General features: G+C 47.0%; 19 protein-coding genes. 14 read left to right on the top strand and 5 right to left on the bottom strand.

Features of this window, described 5'->3' with window-relative positions:
- Window positions 1-38: 38 nt before the first annotated feature.
- The 3 genes from MICH65_RS01020 to MICH65_RS01030 are packed head-to-tail and all read right to left on the bottom strand — an operon-like array spanning window position 39 to window position 2732.
- Window positions 39-269: a DUF5657 family protein gene (locus MICH65_RS01020; RefSeq protein WP_161931571.1), complete on the bottom strand. Its 231-nt coding sequence runs from the start codon at window positions 267-269 to the stop codon at window positions 39-41.
- 39 nt (window positions 270-308) lie between these two features.
- Window positions 309-959, bottom strand: coding sequence for a PH domain-containing protein (locus tag MICH65_RS01025; RefSeq protein WP_161931572.1), 651 nt, complete (start codon window positions 957-959; stop codon window positions 309-311).
- Between the two features lie 18 nt (window positions 960-977).
- Entirely contained in the window at window positions 978-2732 is a 1755-nt protein-coding gene (locus tag MICH65_RS01030; protein ID WP_161931573.1) for a SpoIID/LytB domain-containing protein, read from the bottom strand.
- A gap of 75 nt (window positions 2733-2807) precedes the next feature.
- Between MICH65_RS01030 and MICH65_RS01035 the strand changes: the two genes are divergently transcribed.
- The 12 genes from MICH65_RS01035 (at window position 2808) to MICH65_RS01090 (ending at window position 12601) form a co-directional block, all read left to right on the top strand.
- On the top strand, window positions 2808-3191 hold the full coding sequence (locus tag MICH65_RS01035) for a hypothetical protein (protein ID WP_161931574.1): 384 nt from the start codon (window positions 2808-2810) through the stop codon (window positions 3189-3191).
- A 4-nt stretch (window positions 3192-3195) separates the two neighbouring features.
- Window positions 3196-4347 carry a hypothetical protein gene (locus MICH65_RS01040; protein WP_161931575.1) on the top strand — a complete coding sequence of 384 codons (1152 nt, stop codon included), beginning with the start codon at window positions 3196-3198 and terminating at the stop codon, window positions 4345-4347.
- A 4-nt stretch (window positions 4348-4351) separates the two neighbouring features.
- Window positions 4352-4690, top strand: a complete 339-nt coding sequence (locus MICH65_RS01045) for a hypothetical protein (protein WP_161931576.1) — start codon at window positions 4352-4354, stop codon at window positions 4688-4690.
- Window positions 4691-4699: 9 nt separating this feature from the next.
- The gene (locus tag MICH65_RS01050; RefSeq protein WP_161931577.1) at window positions 4700-5098 is read left to right on the top strand and encodes a hypothetical protein; all 399 of its coding nucleotides are present in this window, start codon (window positions 4700-4702) and stop codon (window positions 5096-5098) included.
- A gap of 2 nt (window positions 5099-5100) precedes the next feature.
- Entirely contained in the window at window positions 5101-5472 is a 372-nt protein-coding gene (locus tag MICH65_RS01055) for a hypothetical protein (RefSeq protein WP_161931578.1), read from the top strand.
- A gap of 5 nt (window positions 5473-5477) precedes the next feature.
- Complete coding sequence (locus MICH65_RS01060; RefSeq protein WP_161931579.1) at window positions 5478-5849, top strand: pilin; 372 nt, start codon at window positions 5478-5480, stop codon at window positions 5847-5849.
- Window positions 5850-5856: 7 nt separating this feature from the next.
- Window positions 5857-6195, top strand: coding sequence for a hypothetical protein (locus MICH65_RS01065; protein WP_161931580.1), 339 nt, complete (start codon window positions 5857-5859; stop codon window positions 6193-6195).
- A 4-nt stretch (window positions 6196-6199) separates the two neighbouring features.
- Entirely contained in the window at window positions 6200-6514 is a 315-nt protein-coding gene (locus tag MICH65_RS01070; protein ID WP_161931581.1) for an Mbov_0395 family pilin-like conjugal transfer protein, read from the top strand.
- A 66-nt stretch (window positions 6515-6580) separates the two neighbouring features.
- The gene (locus MICH65_RS01075; protein WP_236870866.1) at window positions 6581-6925 is read left to right on the top strand and encodes a pilin; all 345 of its coding nucleotides are present in this window, start codon (window positions 6581-6583) and stop codon (window positions 6923-6925) included.
- Window positions 6926-7005: 80 nt separating this feature from the next.
- Entirely contained in the window at window positions 7006-7359 is a 354-nt protein-coding gene (locus MICH65_RS01080; protein ID WP_161931582.1) for a pilin, read from the top strand.
- A gap of 64 nt (window positions 7360-7423) precedes the next feature.
- The gene (locus MICH65_RS01085) at window positions 7424-10774 is read left to right on the top strand and encodes a hypothetical protein (protein WP_161931583.1); all 3351 of its coding nucleotides are present in this window, start codon (window positions 7424-7426) and stop codon (window positions 10772-10774) included.
- Between the two features lie 36 nt (window positions 10775-10810).
- A complete protein-coding gene (locus tag MICH65_RS01090) occupies window positions 10811-12601 on the top strand; it encodes a hypothetical protein (RefSeq protein ID WP_161931584.1) in 1791 nt (596 codons plus the stop codon).
- 54 nt (window positions 12602-12655) lie between these two features.
- Here MICH65_RS01090 and MICH65_RS01095 read toward each other — a convergent pair whose 3' ends face one another.
- Window positions 12656-15184 carry a hypothetical protein gene (locus tag MICH65_RS01095; protein ID WP_161931585.1) on the bottom strand — a complete coding sequence of 843 codons (2529 nt, stop codon included), beginning with the start codon at window positions 15182-15184 and terminating at the stop codon, window positions 12656-12658.
- Window positions 15185-15260: 76 nt separating this feature from the next.
- On the bottom strand, window positions 15261-16256 hold the full coding sequence (locus MICH65_RS01100; RefSeq protein WP_161931586.1) for an integrase core domain-containing protein: 996 nt from the start codon (window positions 16254-16256) through the stop codon (window positions 15261-15263).
- A 144-nt stretch (window positions 16257-16400) separates the two neighbouring features.
- Here MICH65_RS01100 and MICH65_RS01105 point away from each other — a divergent pair, with 144 nt between their 5' ends.
- On the top strand, window positions 16401-17390 hold the full coding sequence (locus MICH65_RS01105) for a PrgI family protein (RefSeq protein WP_161931587.1): 990 nt from the start codon (window positions 16401-16403) through the stop codon (window positions 17388-17390).
- Between the two features lies 1 nt (window position 17391).
- Window positions 17392-18513 (top strand): hypothetical protein, encoded by a 1122-nt coding sequence (locus MICH65_RS01110; RefSeq protein WP_161931588.1) that lies wholly within the window; start codon window positions 17392-17394, stop codon window positions 18511-18513.
- Window positions 18514-18543: the final 30 nt, after the last annotated feature.

Below are 18543 nucleotides of genomic sequence, written 5' to 3' on the forward strand. Positions count from 1 at the left end.
GCCCGCCCTAATCAAACTAATCCCAATCCTCCAAAAGGTTAAAGTGTTCCCATCGCCCAAATCAATCCTACAGCTGCTCCAGCCATTAATCCTAAACCCATCACCTTCAAAGGCACTTCCAACACTCCATTTAAGGTTCTCGCCATCAACACTATCTGTCTCCACACAATCACTGAAAAAATCAAATACACTCCAAAGGCTGCCAAGTAAAACCACTTTACCAGTATCCAAATCTGTCCTGTCTCTCCTGTTATTTCTCCTAAGTCCATTTTTTACTCAACTTAATAATTTATACATCTTCCATCCACCTATTTTAATCTACCTTCTAACTCCTCTTGTTGCTCCTCCTGCTGAAGCATATACAGAATCTCCACCACTCTTCCCGGATTTGGCACTCTCAAGAAATCAAACTCTCTCTGCTCTGCCGCCGTCTGAATAAACACATCACCATAATTAAAAATGGCTGCCATACCCCCAGTCTGCACAAAGTTAACATCTTGTACATTAGCAATCTGTGTTACCGCCAAGTTCCTATGAATCAGCCCGTGAAAATCAATATCCACTACTCGTTCATCAGTCACTATATACACATTAAAGTACCAATTTAAGAACTTCTCCAATACGTAAGCCAACACCAATAAATACCACAGCACTGCGGTTGCCAATTGAAACCTCACCGGCAACCATGAAAACGGCAAATACTCCCAAAACGCTGGCATCAAGGCCATTCCCACTGCTACCACTATCCAACCTAAATTAACCACTGGATGCTGTCTCAACAATAGAATAATTTTCTCGTCTGGCTCCTGGGTCTCAAACCGCAAGTTAGGAGGAGTAACAGCGAAAGCACTCCATACAGCACTATCTCTCTTCTTTGACAACTCCTCAAACACCGGACTATACCGACCCCCTCGTCTTCTTCCTTCACCTTTTTTCTTTGCGTCAAATACCTGAGGCATATACTTAATTGTACCTCATCACTTACTCTCAATATTAAACAAACCGCTCTTCACCGCTACCCTACCCGGCGCCCTCAAGTTAAACGCCTTGTAAAACTCCTCTCCCTTAATTGATATCGATCCCTTATCCGTCTGAAAATTAACCGAGTCAGTCACCCCATCATCTCGGTAAGTCACACTCACCCCAGTCACTCTTCCATACCCACCCTTACTCTTAAGCTCAGATATTGAATACGGATTACCTCCCCAACAAGATCCAATTGGAGTCACCCGGTCATCACTTTCACCTCTCTGATAAACCACTACCCAAGCATTAATAATGTCAGCCATCTCCTCTCCCGACAGCCATGGATTATCTCTTCCGCACATATCACCACTTCTACTCTTGTACCAAGCCTTGTAAAACCACGGACTGCCCGCCCTACTCTCCCATGCATTTGACGTCCAACCACTCCTTCCTCCCTCAGCATCCCAAAACCCCGGCGTTGTGTGACCCAATGTCTGATAAGACTCCTGATATCCTCCTGACGTGCTGGCATACCATGCACTAATAATCTCCCCCGTATTGTTACTCACCAAAATCTTGCCCTTAGTATTATTCACTGCCTCCCCCCACTTAGCGTCCCCCACCTTGCTTGATCGATAGACCTGACAACTCTCTGTTGTACAAATCGAACCAGACGCTGATCTGTTTCCCATCCGCCACCCCACATATGACAACGCATAGCTTCTTGCCGCAATCGCCTGTGCCTCTAACGCCGCCATCCCTCCTTTATCCGCCCAAGAAGAGGGCATCTCTGAAATTCCTCTCATATAATTATCCTCAAAAGGCAAGCTCCCAACCGAGGTATTGATCGAAAAACTTGTATCAACCGTCTCAATCCTTACATTCCCGTAATAAGCCTTTAAAATCTCTTCCGCTGATTGTCCAGCCTTAGCCCTCCCATAGGCTCCATACTGACTCATTCCCTTAAAATGGGGCGCTCCAAAAGAAAATACTGCAAAACTTCCTCCAGGAGCTGAATTCCGAAAACCCTCTATTGAAGCGTTGTAATCATCCGCCAACGGCACATCACCTACGGTCGTACTAAACGTCTCTGCCTTTGCTGACAAAACCGATTGTTGTAAAGCTGACAAACTCGCAATCTTACCCTCCAAACTCTTCTGATACTCCTTCGCCCCCGCAATCTCTTTCTTAAAGAAATCCGCCTCCTTATCCAAACTCGCTTGCAACCCCGACAACCTCGTTTTACTTGCCTCCAAATCAGCCCTATCAGACTCGAGCCCTGCAATCTCCTCCGCTAATGATGCAATCATCACCCTGTCCTGATTCACTGCCACCTCCCGATAACCCAACTCTTGCTGCAACTCACCACTCCCCACCGCCAACAACCACTCTACTGCTCCTGAAGAAGTCCTCATCCTCTTGTAATATCCTTTTGTTTTCTCAGCCAACAGCAGGTACTGAACCGCCAAATCTTTCTCCCTATCCTCTATCTCATCCGCTAAATCATCCAGCCTATCTTCCGCAGCTCCAATCTGCCTCTGAATTGAAGCAATCTCTCTCTCCAACCTATTTACTTCAGACTCTAGTGGTGCCGTCGCTGCCTTGCTATCTGCCAAGGCTTTAGACAAGTCGGTAATCTGCCTGCCTAAACATTCATACAGCGGCTCACCTCCCAAACCCTCACAATTTGTTTCTGCCACCACCGGCTTCGTCAACCAACCCAGCAAACCCACCAATAGCAACACTAGTATTACTCTCCATCTCATTACCTACTATAATAACGCATCCAGGCCTACTCTTCCTTCTTTTACCAATGCTATCATCAAACTATACACTCAACCATGAAAAAACTTTACTTTAATCTTCTCACCCTTATCACTACATCTCTTCTTTTTCCCTCATCAGTTCTCGCTCAAAACCCTGGCGATCTGTTCTGTAACGATAGCTCCGGCATCGCCACTGCTATCGGCTGTGTCTCACTTGAGCCTGGTGACTTTGCCGGAGACATCCTAAGATTCTCTGTTGGCATTGGTGGTGGTATTGCCCTCCTTCTCCTTCTTTACGGTTTTACCCTACTCACCATGTCAGCTGGATCGCCCGACAAAGTCAACGCTGCTAAAGAAATCATCACCTCCGCCATCGGTGGTCTTATTTTTGTCACCATGGCCACTGTCCTCATGGGTTTTATCGGTATCAACATTCTTAATCTACCCGGCCTTAATTAATAAAATGCGTACAACAATCTTCCTTTTCATCTTCCTCACAAACCTCTTTCTTTTCTCCGCTTCCCCCGCTCAAGCCGAATGTTGCGCCGCCAGCAGTTCTACATGCACCGGACCCTTCACCTGCGAAGGAGGCGAACTTATCTGTACCACCTCTGCCGAATGCCCTCGCGATCCTTCCTGTTTTGACAGTGGCCAACCTTGCAACTCACTAAAGCCCTGCTGCGAAGAGGGTTTTGCCTGTTCTCCAACTACTTCAACCTGTCTGTCAACCGCTGCCCCCACCCCAGGCCCAGAACCAAGACCTATTGAGTGTGCACTCGCCCACATCGGCGCCGGCAGGGGAGGCCAAAACTGGGACGTCACTTACTGTGTCGCCGCCGACACTATTGAGGACCTCCATCGCGTCGCCCAAATCACCGGCATCTGCCGCCGCGGCGCCACCAGCATTCTCGGCCAGTATGTCAACAACTGCTCTTGTCATGACGACGATTGGTACGACAACCCGCTCACTGCCGTGGGGGCTCGAGCGGTCTGCTGTGTCGCCGGACTAGGTCGCTGCCCGTCAGCTGTTCGCACTACCCAAAGTGTCTCCGGCCAATTCCCCACTCTTTTTGACCCAAACACCAACCGCTACTACACCTGTTTCACTCTCCAAGGCATTGATCGAAACGTTGGTATCATGGAAGTTCAGATCAAAGACGCCGATGGGCAACAAGTCTGTAGTGTTCCTCGCGTCACCGTCGCTCCGGGCAACTACAGCTGGTGGGAATACTTTGACAACACCCTTGAAACCCGCTTCGACACCTCTCTGCCTTTCTACGAAGACCCCACCGAACAAGATCGCTACGATCTCACCTGTAGTACTGTCACTGGCAAGCGCGGCATCAACACCGCCATTGGCTGCATTGCCGTCAAACCAGTCGAATTTACTCAAGATTTCCTCACTGTCAGTATAGGCATTGGTGGTGGTATAGCTCTTTTACTGCTTCTCTATGCCACTGCTCTTATTACCCTTTCTCAAGGCAATCCTCAAAAAATCCAGTCGGGACAACAAATCATCGCCGCCGTCATCCAAGGCCTCATCCTCATTACCCTCTCAGTAGTTATGCTTAACTTCCTTGGTATTAACATTCTCAACCTCCCTGGTTTACAATAAAGCCATGCTACTTGCTCAAGCTGACATTACCAATGTCCCTAACCCTGCCACCAACTTTACCGACCCCGCCACCTGGAATATTGCTGGCCTTCTTACTGGGGGTACTGGAAGTTTTAATCTTGTCAACCTAGCCTTCTTCCTCGTCGGCTTCGTCTTCTTCTCAAACCTAGTCATCGCCGCCGTCACCTATATTATGTCCGAAGGTTCTCCCGATAACGTCTCCAAAGCCAACTCGCGCTTCACCACTGGATTAATTGGCCTCATCGTTGTCTTTGCCAGCTTTGTTATAGTCCGTTTAGTTGCTGCTCTTTTCAGTCTTGATGCTAGCGTTCCAATAAACTAGAAACAAAACATGAAAACAAAAAAACTTCTCATTCTTCCACTAACCACTCTCTTCTTTATCTCAAATCCCCATCTTGCCCACGCTCAACTCAATCCCTTTCAAACCAACCTTAAAGACATGTTTCCTGCTGCCCAAAACCTTCCCAATCCAGGCAGTGGTGGCGTTCTCTCTACTTTCCTCAACCCAATCGTTAGTTTCGTTCCCATCGTCACTGGCATTCTCTCCTTCATTATTATCATCATTGCCGGCATCAAATATATAAGTCACGCAGGCAATGCCCAAGAAACCAAAAAAGTCAACGATATGATAACATACGCCTTAGTAGGACTGGCCTTGTCAGCCATCGCTTTCTGGATCACCCGCCTTCTCTTTATGGTCGGCGCTGGTGACTCTCAAAACTTATTCTAACCATGAACCTAATCAAACTCCTTATACCCGTCGTTTACGCTCAAACCGATCCTATTGGCACCATTCAAGCTCCCGCCTCTATTGTTACTGGACCCAGCGATATCTACAAAATATTTAACTCAGTCGTTAATCTCTTAGTTGTCGTTGCTGGTATCTGGTTTCTTGTCCAAATCATTCTAGCCGGTTTCAACTACATCACCGGTGCTGGTGATAGCAATAAAACTGGCGAAGCCATGAAAAAAATCACCGACTCTGTCATTGGTCTTGTGGTTGTCGCCGCCGCCTTTATCATCACCTACATTGCTGGTGCTCTCTTTTTTGGCACAGGCTTTAACATCCTACAACCAACCATAAAAACCATTACTGATTTCTAATAATCATGAATCTAGTCAAACTTTTCATCCCCCAAGCTCACGCTGCATTCACCCAAGGAGGTGATATTGTCGGCCCGGGATCTCATCAAAACATCAGCTCCGCTACTGCTGGCACCTCACTTGAAACCCTCATTAGCACTCTTCTTGGTGCACTCACTGCCATCGCTGGTTTAGGTTTCCTCATCTACTTCGTCATTGGCGGCATCAACTGGATCACCGCTGGTGGTGACCAACAAAAACATCAAAAGGCCACCAAACAGCTTACCGACGCCGCCATAGGCCTTATCGTCGTCGTCGTCGCCTACGCTATCGCCGGTATTGTTGGCACAGTCCTTGAAGTTGATATATTAAATCCAGCCAGCCTACTCGGCTTATAACCACAATATGTTTATCAAATCCGCCTACGCTGCCATCTCCAACCCTGCCCTCCAAAATTTTGGTACCGACACTACTGGTGGAGCCGGTTTAGCTTTCTATGTTTCTCAGCTCTGGAAAACCCTCGTCGTCGTTGGCGGCCTCGCCTTCCTCCTTTACACCATTATTGGCGGAATCAACTGGGTCATTGCCGGAGGCGACAAAACCAAAGTCGAATCCGCTCAAAAACACCTCACCAACGGACTCACCGGCCTTATCGTTCTTGCCGCTTCTTACGCCATCATGGCCGTGGTCAGTGATGTTGTTGGTATCAATATTCTTAATATTGATTGGACCTTTGGCAACTAAAACCATGAATATTATCAAACCCGTCTACGCTCAAACATCAGATATTGATAGCCAAGTCACCGGCTTCTTTGCTTATAGCAACGTTGGTGATCTTGTCAGCACCCTCGTCACCACTGCCATTGTCGTTGGTGCCCTTGCCACCCTTATCTATCTCATCATAGGTGGTATCAACTGGATCACCTCAGCCGGAGATACCCAAAAAGTCGAATCCGCTCAAAAACACCTCACCAACGCCCTTATTGGCCTAGTAATTCTCGTCGCTGCCTATGCCATTTTCACTGTCGTTAAAGCTTTTCTTGGTATCGGTGATGAAATCTGACCCATTTGACAGGGTCAAACCCATCTGAATATAATCAGCTTAACCATTAATTATCTTATCCAAAGCATGAAACTACTTGAATCGCTTATCAAACCAGTACAAGCCCAGTCCGATCTTGGTGTTCCCGAACCAGATTACGCTGTTAGTAGCATTGGCAACCTTCTCTCTGGTCTAGTTAACGCCGCTATCGTTATCGGCGCTCTCGCCGCCTTCCTCTATCTCATCCTTGGTGGCCTTCAATGGATCACCGCCGGTGGAGATAAAACCAAAACCGAAGAAGCTCAGAAAAAAATCACTAATGCCATTATCGGCTTAGTCATTATTGCTGCTGCCTATGCCATCATCACCGTCGTTGTCCAATTCCTTGGAATCGGTGAAATCAGCAGTCTTTCTCTTCCTGCCATCGAATAACTTTATTTTCAACAAAGTTAATCAAAAGAACCTTCCACCAGGAAGGTTTTTTTGTTATCCCGCCATGCTACAATCTGCTCATGAAGCTAAACTTCACCGCTCATGCCCAAGACTGGGCTAGTATTGACCCAAACTGCGTTGCTGGACCCAACAACGATGTTGCCACCATCCAGGGCTTCAAATGTATCATCACTAATCTACTAGCTATCATCGCCCCCATCATCACCCTCGTCGCCATTGGCATGATCATCTTAGGCGGCGCCAAAATGATAGCAGGCGCAGATAACCCCAAAGCCGTTGACGAAGCCAAAAAAATCATCACCTTCGCCATCATTGGTGTCATTGGTATTGCTGCTGCCTGGATCATCCTCGTCCTCATTCAAGAATTTACCGGCGCTCCCGTCACCCAGTTCCAAATCATCACCAATCCTTAGCCCCAAACCAGCTCTCACCCCAAGACCCATCTTCACCTCTACCCAAACCAGGCTAAAATGAATTATGCGTTATCTACTCGCCACCCTCTCCACCCTACTAATCACATCTCTACTCACCAACACAGTTTTTGCCCAAGCTAACCCTGCGGGAACCGTTGGACCTGAAATAGCTGTTCCTAATGCGGGCACCACTGTCATAGCTGCCCAAAGTTACACTGGTGTTGTCTCTGTGATCAACTACATCGATATTGATGGTCCAGTCGCCTTTAACTCAGTGCCCATCAAAAATCTTAATGTTCCCACCATTTTAAGAGTCGACATTTCCGCTAACACCTCCAATGAAGACATTGTTGCCTACGCCAACAGTCTTAACAGCGTTGTCGACACTGAGTTTCCTAATGGTCTGAAAGTTGTTGTCCTAAGCGTCGAAACTAACAATCTCGACTGGTGGTACGGCAGCCCTGGCCAGTCCAATGATGAAGCCTCCATCCGCCAAGGCGCGCGAGAATATGCCGAAAAATTCATCCTCTTTGCCCAAACTATTCGGCAAGACCTTCCCCTAGCCCCAGCTCCACCAGATCTTTTCAATGGCGTCTTTAACGCCGATCCCTGGATGGACGAATTTACTCGTTCAGGCACATGTCCTTATGTGGATTACAATGTCTCCGATATTTTTGAGCTAACTCCCACTGTTGGTGGCGGAGCCTATGCTTGGAACACTGTCCACCTCTATCAACAAGAAAAAATGTGTGGCAAGGATGTCATCCATTTTGAAGGCTGGGGTATTAATCCCAACAACCCTCCGCCAACCGTTAAACAACAAGTTGATTGGTTTCAAAACACTCCTCTCCCTCCTGGCATTGAAACCGCCACCACTCTCATTCTTCCTCACTGTCCTCCAGAATATGACGCTAGTCTTGACCAAACCGTCAACGGCTTCATAGATTGGTGGTACTACATCAACGGCCGGGTCTTTACCTCCGATGGACTTGAAATTGATCCCGAAAGCTGTACCGAAAGAGAAAAACCTGATTGTTACTACGACGGCAATCTCACCCGACCTGGTGGTACCTGCAAATCCAGAGTTCCCTACGTCCATAGTGCTCTTGAACAATACGCACCTCAATGTACTCTCACGCCTCAAGGATCACTCTCCCGAACTTCTTGTGGCATTCCACCCACCATCACCAATTTGCCCAATGACCCCCAGGAGTACATGGATGTACGACTCCTTGTTAACTACTCACAACTCCAACTTGGTGGTTTAGGACCAGACCACACCGCCTGGCGATCTATACCTATCGACAACCTAGCTCGCGGCTACCCTTACAACGCCCTTGCCGATAAACCACTTTCTGTTACAGAAGATACTCCCAAAGAAGCCTTTCGTACCTGGTGGCGCCTATTAAGCCTCCGTCAACAAATTGAGGCCAAAGCTGAATTCTTCCAACGCTTCCGTATTCAAGACCCTCCCATTTTTGACTCCGAGTTTGCCTATTCTCAAGGTGGCAGCACTCAGACCTACACCATCAGTGAACTAGAGAACATTCTTCCCGACTGTCTTCGCCTTTTTCCAGTTCCCAATCGCTGTGGCATAACCGCTGATTCTCTTACCCCTGAACAAACCTACTACAGGCTCCCTGAAACTACTCGTGCCATGTACGACGCCTTTCTCCCTTTCGACTTCGACAACGTGCGCGGATATCTTGCTCTTCAATACAAAGACCCTACCGATTTCCTATCAGGAGAAAACCGCAATCGAGCCGGGGTCATCGCCGACAATCTCCCATATATTCAAGCCCTAGTCGATATCTTAAGCAATAAAGTTAGTGGCATCTTAACCGCCCTAAGCCCTCAATGGCTAAACACCCTAAGAACCGACACTCTACCTACCTCAAAAGATTACACCATCGAATACGAAGAAAGTGGCGAAATCAACCTCACCCCCGAATCCCAACAATCCTTCACTCACATGGCAGCCGCTGCTCGCACTAACTCAGAATATGGAGCAGACTGGGCTTCAGATCTAGCTACCACCTGTTACAATCCCGAAAATCAAGACCCAACTCTTTCTTCACCCCTCACCTACCCTCAAAAGCTTGAGGCGCAAGACCCATATCTTCCTCTTCCTGGATCAGAATATACCGACGTTCTTGATCAATCAGTTCTTATCCCCACCGAGACTTCAATTTACTATGGCACTCCCACCACCTCTGGATCAGATATCACTTGTACCTACGAAACTGGCAATACTTGCTCTTACGACATCAACACCGGCTCTTGTCCTCCTCTTTACATCACCAATACCACAGGTGGCATTCCTGGACAAAGAGACCCGGACCTTCCGGTTCGTTCTCAAGTCGGTCGTTCCATCATCACCTTTGCCAACCCCCTTATGACAGACATTAGTCGCCTCATCTCCGAACCGTATCTTGGTATGCCTGACACCAGTGGTACATACAACTGGGCCTCCCATATGAACCTCTCTCTCTACCATCAAATGCTCACTCGCGACTTTACCCCCCAACCCCAACCTTTTACCGAAATGTTTTCCGAATACACAGAAGATCCCATGTATGCCAAACAAGCTCAGTATCAAGCTAGTAAAGACAATGACTCAGCTGTCACCCTCTCTGCCCAAGCCGGTGGAACTGGTGACCAAACAGGACTAGTCGCACGCAAAGGTGGCCAACTTGAAATTGATCTCTGCAAACTTCGAAACTTCTGGCTCCGTCCCGATTCTCTCCAAATTGGTGACCCTGAAGATTGCCAACAACTTGATCAATACATCTCCACACCAAACCAACCCTATGAACTCACCACTCCTGGATCAACCGACTCAGCCTGTCAGGTCAAACAATATCTTTTCGAAAACATCTGTCCTGGCGGATCATGCTCTTCATACGTCGTCGACACAGCCCTCTCCACCTCTTGTTCTGGTAAAGTTATAAATCCTTACTTCGCCATCACTGTTGCTCTCAACGAAAACGGAGGGCTAACCAGCATTCACAGCGACGGCACCAATGTTAAACACTTCGGATGTGCTCCTTTTGATATCGGTGCCACAATGTACGGACATGACATTCCCTCCAAAACTTCCTGTTTTACTGACACCATATCCAACGACTGTCGAGACAATAAAACTGACCTAGAAACCCTTCAAGAATATGGTTACTCCGCCTCCTATCTTCGCACCTTAAACAACATCCTGAGAGTCTTAGGTGCATGCTCCGCAGACCAAGTCAATCAACAACAGCTTTGCGTTCCCATCTGGGTTAGTCCTTCCCAGGCCCAATCCATCTCCAACAGTCTTCTACCCATTCTCACCTCTCAACGTAGTCTCTGGTTCCGCTACTACCAGGGGTATCTTGAAGCCATGGCCACCGACAATCAGTGTTCACTCTACCAACCATAGCTTTTTCTTCTCATTATCTTGTTATAATCAACCCAGATGCTCAAGAAAATCCTTCTCACTTTCACCACTCTCTGCCTGTTTTTTACCTTATCCATTCCCGCTCATGCTCAAACAGACACTAAAGACATCTTAAGAGATTTCTGCGACAGTCGCCAAGGCAATGTTATCAATCTAGAAACCTGGTATGCCGGCAGATGCGATCCTGAGAGTGAAACATCAACTTTCATGGGTCAAAACCGCGGCTTTGGAGATATTGTCATCCTCCATCTCTATGAACTGATAAATGGCGAGCAAAACAAGGCAGATGAGGATATGATCAAAGACTTCTTCGAGTCCCTTGTTGACACCATTTCTCAAAACAACGGCTTTAATTATCTCACCTACATTCAAGAAAATAATGCCACATTCAAAAACACATCATCGAACTCAGGTATGATATCCCAAATTAGTGGTGGCATTTCCTACTTAATCTCAACCCCTCCGGCGAGTACCCAACAATATATCGCCTACATCAATAACAACCTCCAAAGACATAGCCTAACCCAACCAGCATACGCTCAAAACGCCACTGGAGAAGGTGGTGGATATGGCTTTGCCCGTCTTGAAGGTTTTCTACCTCTCTGGAAAGCTTTCCGCAACATAGCCTACTTCTTCTTCATTCTCGCATTCGTCATCTACGGCTTCATGATCATGTTCCGTGTCAAAATTAACCCTCAAACAGCTGCCAATATTCAACTAGCTCTTCCTAAACTAATAGTCACCCTCATCCTCATCACCTTTTCCTATGCCATAGTCGGTCTACTTATCGACTTTATGTGGGTTGGTTACTATCTTATACTCAACACCTTAGACAGCTTTGGAGTCTTTGGAGAATCCAAAGGAGTACTTGGGTTCGTCAATGATATATTCCGCGGCCTCGCCTCAGGAGGAGGCGGACTAATCCTCACCTCAATTTTCCAAACAATTTTAGCTGTTTACGCCGGCGTGCCTGGAACCTTAGGAGCCCTCACCGGAATATCTGGAAACATATTTACCATTATTATGGCACTCACTACTTTTACCGGCATAGGGCTAATTCTCATCCTTATCATACTCATTGCCGTCATTATCGCCCTCATTAAGCTATTTGTTAAACTTGTCACTGCTTACGTCACCATCTTTATCAACCTAGTTCTTTCTCCCCTCATACTTCTTAGCGGTATTTTTCCCGGCAAGAATGACGTTTTTAGTACTTGGATTACCAACCTTGTTGCTAACATTATTGTCTTCCCTGTCGCCTCCATCCTTCTTCTTTTCTCCGGATATTTTATGACCCAACCAGTCGCCTCCTTAATCCAGGATACATTAAATGGTTTAGCAAACATAATCCCCGGAATAGACGGGAATGTCTCACTGTCCCTAATAGAAAACACCCAAAGAATTCCTAACGTCCCCCTCCTATCACCTCAAACTGAGTGGCTTAGTAATTTTCCTATAATAGGAAGCGCGGTTGCCGCTGGAGCGTCCGAGTGGTATGCCCTGATAGGCCTCGCTCTTCTCCTCATGTCACCTAAGTTCGTAGATATGGTCATGGATGCCTTCAAAGTCAAACCATTCCCCTACGGTTCTGCTGCCATAGAATCTTTAACCGCAGGCTACAAAGCTGAGGCGGGCTTAATTGGTAAAGCTACTGAAGAAGGAGGGGTGTTAGCGAGAAGATTGCCTAGGTTTAGCAGTAAACTTAGAGGTAGGCAGGAGCAAATCGACACAAGCGTCAACATCCTCTCAGGAGGAAAAGTCAAACCAGCCGGCACTGAAGGAGATCAAACTCCAGTTAGTAGGTCATAAAACCCCAATACAACTTACTCAACCCGTCATGGTGTACAAACTAATCACCACCAACTACCTGCCAGCTGAAGGAACCGCTCTCGAATCAAATTTCCTTTGTCGCTCAAGCTTAGCCTTCTTTCTATCACCCTCATTCCTACTCGACCCAAAAACCAAAACGGTCTTCCCCCAAACCAATTCTGCGTACCTCCGAAAGTCGCTCATTACTCTCACACTTCGTTCATAAGCCTCCATGTCCTCCTCGTATTGTTCATTGGACGCATACTCTTCAGGCACTGGTTTCTTACTCAAAGCAAAAAAACCCGAATCAAGCGCTCTGTGAAAAGCCATTCTTACGTTACCTGGGTCATTAAACTGATTAGCCTTTTGGTTATACGGACTGTAATACCATAACAAGGATTTTGCATACAACAACTTCACCAAATCAGCCTCTTCAGGCGTCAACACACCCTGCGCTTTAAGTGCTTCAATTTTAATTTTCCATCCAACCCACATACCTTCAGTAGTTAACTCTTGTTGCTTAACCTCGGGAATCTTGATCACCATCTCCCATACCCCCTTAGAAGCAACTGCCGCAGTCACCATGTTCTCGTATGGCGATCTATCCATTTCGGACAAGGCTAATCTAGATATCAATCTGCCCTCACGGATTAAATTCCATCCATTTTGCCCTGACACAGTCATCAACTCAAACCCATCCTTCATTAACCTAGGAATGTCTCCCCCACCTCTTTCATACTTCTCTCCTTCTGCTCCACTCAAGAATCTATCAAGCGCTCCCCAAAACCGACCTGGCCCTGACTCTCTCTCACTCTTCAAAAACTCACCTACCGGTAATATACCCTTCTCTAAAAACTTCTGTCTAAAATTTACCGCATTATATAGAGGATGGCCAGGCCACAATCCTGCCTCCGCCTCATGGCTTTGCCAAAAATCCCAAGCGAGATCCAAAGCGTCGCGAACTCCTGGGCTACCTCCACCAAAGGCTTGAATCATTCTACGCCTCACCTCATTTCTGCTCGCATCAGTCAGCTCCCCACCTGGAGCATACCCCCCCCTCTCCACCTCAGTATACAACCACTGCAATGCCCTATCCATTAACGCCACTGAAAATCCTCCAGCCTCTTGCATCCTACCCAAAACCACATAATCGGGCACCCTCAAACCCACCTGATCCCACTCTGGTTTTTTCATCAACTCCTGCCAATTCTCCACCCATGTCGAGTAATCCCCACCTTTTCTCGCCACCATGCCATTATGCAGCCTTACTCGCATCCCAATCTCCGCTTCCAACACCTCTCTGTACGCCCCCATCACCTCGGGAACACGATATCTAGCAAAACCTAAATCAATTACCCCAATTCCTGACATCAGCTCACTTGGGTCTACAAAATCCATTGAGTTAGACAATCTCTGTCTTACCAACCTTCTAACCTCAACAAACAATTCCTCACGCGATGCAGGCAACTCAACCACACCAGAGTCACTCTCCACTGAACCACTATCTCTGCCAACCGCACTTCTGGCTCTAACCTCATCTCTTCTTCCAACATACTCCTCATATCTCCCTGATCTTCTTATCTCTCTCATCACATTCCTTCTCACACTTCGATTCATATATCCTCTATCCCTATACTCAGCCATCCAGTCAATCAACAGACCAACGTCACCATCTTCAGCCAATGCATCCATCGCCGCATAATACTCTCCCTCAAAGTTCTGGATGTCTCTCATAATCTCAGGATTATCTCTCACATCCTTTCTTATCTCCGAACAACTACCACACCTTAACCCTCCGTCGTTATGACCTCCACAGCTATCGCAATCAAACGGCGTTCCCCAATAAGGCTCCTCCATTGGCTCTTCATCATCATCTTCTTTTCTCTCTCCATTACCACCATCAGGGGGTGGAGGCACCCCATCCCCTCTACCACCTTCCCCATTATTCCTTCTGTTGCCACCCCCTCGTCCACCTCCTTCAGTTTCACCTCCACCTCCACCACCCCCACTATCTCCACTCACCGGATCTAATGACTGGTTAGGCACAGCAATATTCATTCTAGCTTGCGCAATTTCCTCGTCGGTCATTGGCCTATGTCCTTCTTCACCGTCATCACTACCAGTGTTATCGCTTTCACTCTCATTCACACTCTCACTTCGAGGGGGAGTCCACTCCTCCCAACTCTCAGGTACGCTCGCTTTTATCCTCTCCTTTACATCTCCTCTAACTGGAAAACCATTCTTGTTAATATTCTCCATCTCTCTCACGAATCCTGCATGCACCTGCGCTCGTAACACCTGTCGTTCCTCAATTTCTTCTGGCGTTGGACCTATTCTCTGCTCCAATACCCCCAATCTCACCACTCCCTCTCTTTTGCCCAAACCAATCATTGTCCTTAGCTCCATATCACTCGCTTTTCTATCCGGATTAATCACATTGACCGTCTGACCACCCCTCTCCTCAGTCACAAACATACCTTTCAACTCATCCCTCAAAGCATCTCCGGAGTTTTCCAAAACCTGAACCACAGTTTCCTGTCTTCGTCTTTCTCGTTCCATATCTGACTGAGCCTTCTCACTCATCTGGGCAGTAAAAATAACCTATAACTACCTCTAGATTTTAACATACTTACCCTCAAACAACACCTGGGTGTACAGGTTACACACATATTGGACTTTTCGGGGTTTGGTAATTGATATTGTAACCGATGACTTGTGAAGGGGTTTGATCAGCTAAAGATTCATGGATTCGGTCGTGGTGATAGAAGGTAAGATACTCTTTGATTCGCTGGTTGATGAGTTTAAGATCTAGCATTTCATCCTGATATTGATCAAGGCAATCTTCCTGGATCGTTCGGTTGAATCTCTCAACTACTCCGTTGATCTTAGGAGAGTGAGGATAGGTCCAGCAATGCTTAATCTTTTGTTGCTGGCAGTATTGATCAAAGACTCCTTCAAACTCACTACCATTGTCTGTTTGGACGGTGTGAATTGATACCGGTAGGACACTGGCAATGGTCTTTAATACCTCAAGAGCGTTCCTGGCATGTTTGGTAGTAAAGGTTTGAGCGTAGACAACCTTTAACTTAACATCAATAGCAGTAATGGTGTAACGCCTAATCCCATCAATAATGGTTTCAATGGTGTCTAACTCTACATATCCTCCAGTTTCTGGTTTAGGAGCCTTGTTTACTCTCGTTTTCTGTTTCTTTTGAGGCTGCTTTCTCCCCGGATCATGGTAACCAAAGGTGGGTTGATCGTAGAAGAGACGATTCCGTTTGATGATCTTGCCAATGGTAGATTCCTTAGGAGCAACAAGACCTAAACTATCGGTATATCGTTTAACAAGAGGGTAGAGTTTGTGTTTACCCAAGCGGTAATGGGTTTTTCTTAACCTACAGATTTCCGCTAGAACCAGAGGATGGGTGTTCATCTGGCGAAACACTTTAGGGCGAGTAGTCTTGGGAATTAAGGAGGACAATTTACCTCTACTTTCCTTTAACGTTTTCTGCCAAAGAAACAAAGTGCTTCTTTTAACCGGAAAAGCAGACAAAGTGGCAGCCAAACCAAACCGATGGTAGTGGGTGATGACTCGCAAGCGATATCGGGCAGTTTCAGAATCAGCAAAGGCTGAAGTGGAAACAACTTTTTTCATCCAGACATTGTAGCCAGGACGTCTGGGGAGAATGGTTCTAAGTCTGTCTGTTTCGTGACTCATATGGACTTTCCCTAGTCCAATATGTGTCGTAACTTATGCACTGGGCTATACTAGTTTCATTACCAACCAAGCTTAAGGCATATGCCCGTCCAACAGCATCCCATCCCCCAAAACGTCACCAGCTATCAATTCCGCTTAGTTGGCGACATGACTCTCAAACAATTTCTCCAGCTAGCAGCTGGCATAGTCATTGGTCTAGTTATCTACGCCACCCCCCTTCCTTCCTTCTTCAAATGGCCTCTCATCTCTATCATTGTTGGCCTTGGTGCTGCCATTGCCTTTGTCCCTGTTCAGGGCCGACCCTTGGATCAATGGATTGTTGCCTTTATCCGCTCCATCTACGCTCCCACCATCTATGTCTGGCAAAAACCCAACAACCAACAACCATCTCTAAACCAAGCTCCCACCTCCATTACGCAGGCTCTACAATCCTCTCCCCCCACTAGTCCTTCCCCCACTGCCACTCAACCTCAAACCTCAAAAATCGAGCGCCCTAATTTAGTCCCTCAAATCCACACCTTAACCAGAGCTACTCCACCCACTCCCAACCCTACTCCACCACCCCAACCCGAACCCCTCATCCCCACTAGCCAAGATATCAAAAAATCAGCCAAAAACGTATTTGCTTCACCACCAAAACCAATTGCTGTCACTCCGCAATCTCATCAAAACACCAATCATCAATCAACTCAATCCTCTTCTAAGCCCGCTCCAACCACCTCTACCGCTACTGTTTCCGATACACCAGCTCAACCAGGAACCTCCGCTTCCTTCTCAACCGACCTCCCCATCCCCAGCACCCCTCAAACCCCCAACACTATCGTTGGCATGACTCTCTCCCCACAGGGTAAAATCCTGGAATCAGTCATTGTTGAGATCCTTAAAAACGGTCAGACCATCCGCGCCACCAAAAGCAACAAGCTCGGCCAGTTTCTCTTTGCCAAACCTCTTGATGACGGAATCTTCCAGATTACTGCCGACAAAGACGGTTTCACTTTTCCCCGCTTCGATCTTAAACTAGACGGTCAAATCATTCCCCCAATTAAACTCCAAGCCACAGGTACAAAATAACATGATCGACAAAGCCATCAAAGCTACCACCCAAGAACATCTTGATATTTACACCATCAAAGAACACTTTGTTATCTTAAAAGACGGTTCAACTGCTCTAGTTCTTCAAATTTCTGCCATAAACTTTGGTCTTCTCTCTGAGGAAGAACAAGATGCTCTCATCTTCTCCTACGCCTCACTCCTAAACTCTCTTTCCTTTCCTATCCAAATCATTGTCCGCTCCGTCAAAAAAGATATCACTTCATACTTAGAGCTTCTTGATGATCGTCTCGAACAAACCTCTTCTCAAAAGCTCAAAGAGCAGATCGTCAAATACCGCAGCTTCATCAGGAGTCTTGTTAAAAAGAACAAAGTTCTTGAAAAAAAATTCTACGTCGTCATCCCTTACAGCTATCTAAGTGTCAATCAAGTCTCCAACAACCTTAATCCACTCGCTAAACCACCCCAAAAACCACCCCAAGATGTTGACTTTCTCGTTGCCAAATCCAAACAAGAACTCTATCCTCGTCGCGACCACCTCATTCGTCAATTTGCTCGTTTAGGCCTCCAGTGTCGCCAACTCACCACTCAAGAGCTAGTTACCCTTTTCTACAAAACCTACAACCCCTCCACTCAAGGCATTGAGCAATATCTCACTCTACCCACTGACTATGAAACCCCAGCCGTTCAAACCAAAGTCAGAAATCTGTACACCGAAAAAGACACTCCCACTACCCCTATCGCCCCAACACCAACGGCTCCTACTCCTTCTCCAACCACCCCCACTCAACCCACGACTCCAACTCCACCCATTCCCCCTATTACTCCACACCAAACTACCACCACCCCTCAAAACCAACCTCATTCACCTACTCCTCAACCAGTAACTCCACCCAATCCTTCTCCTATCACACCACCAACTCAACCAACCTTTTCTTCTCCATCACCCTCTCCATTACCATCTCCATCGCCCACACCCCCGCCAGCCTCACCAACACAAAACCAAACTCTATCCATGCCCACTCCACCATCTACACCCACTAACCCAAACCCCCAAACCTCTCCACCTCCCGACCCAGCCGACTCAGTTATCCCTCCCTCCCCTCCGGTCACCTCACCGCCTCCACCTTTTCCTTTCTCGTAACACACTTCCTGCCTTGATATACTTTAACCA

The sequence above is a fragment of the Candidatus Chazhemtobacterium aquaticus genome, assembly GCF_009936135.1.
In the GTDB taxonomy this organism is placed as follows: domain Bacteria; phylum Patescibacteriota; class Microgenomatia; order UBA1400; family Chazhemtobacteraceae; genus Chazhemtobacterium; species Chazhemtobacterium aquaticus.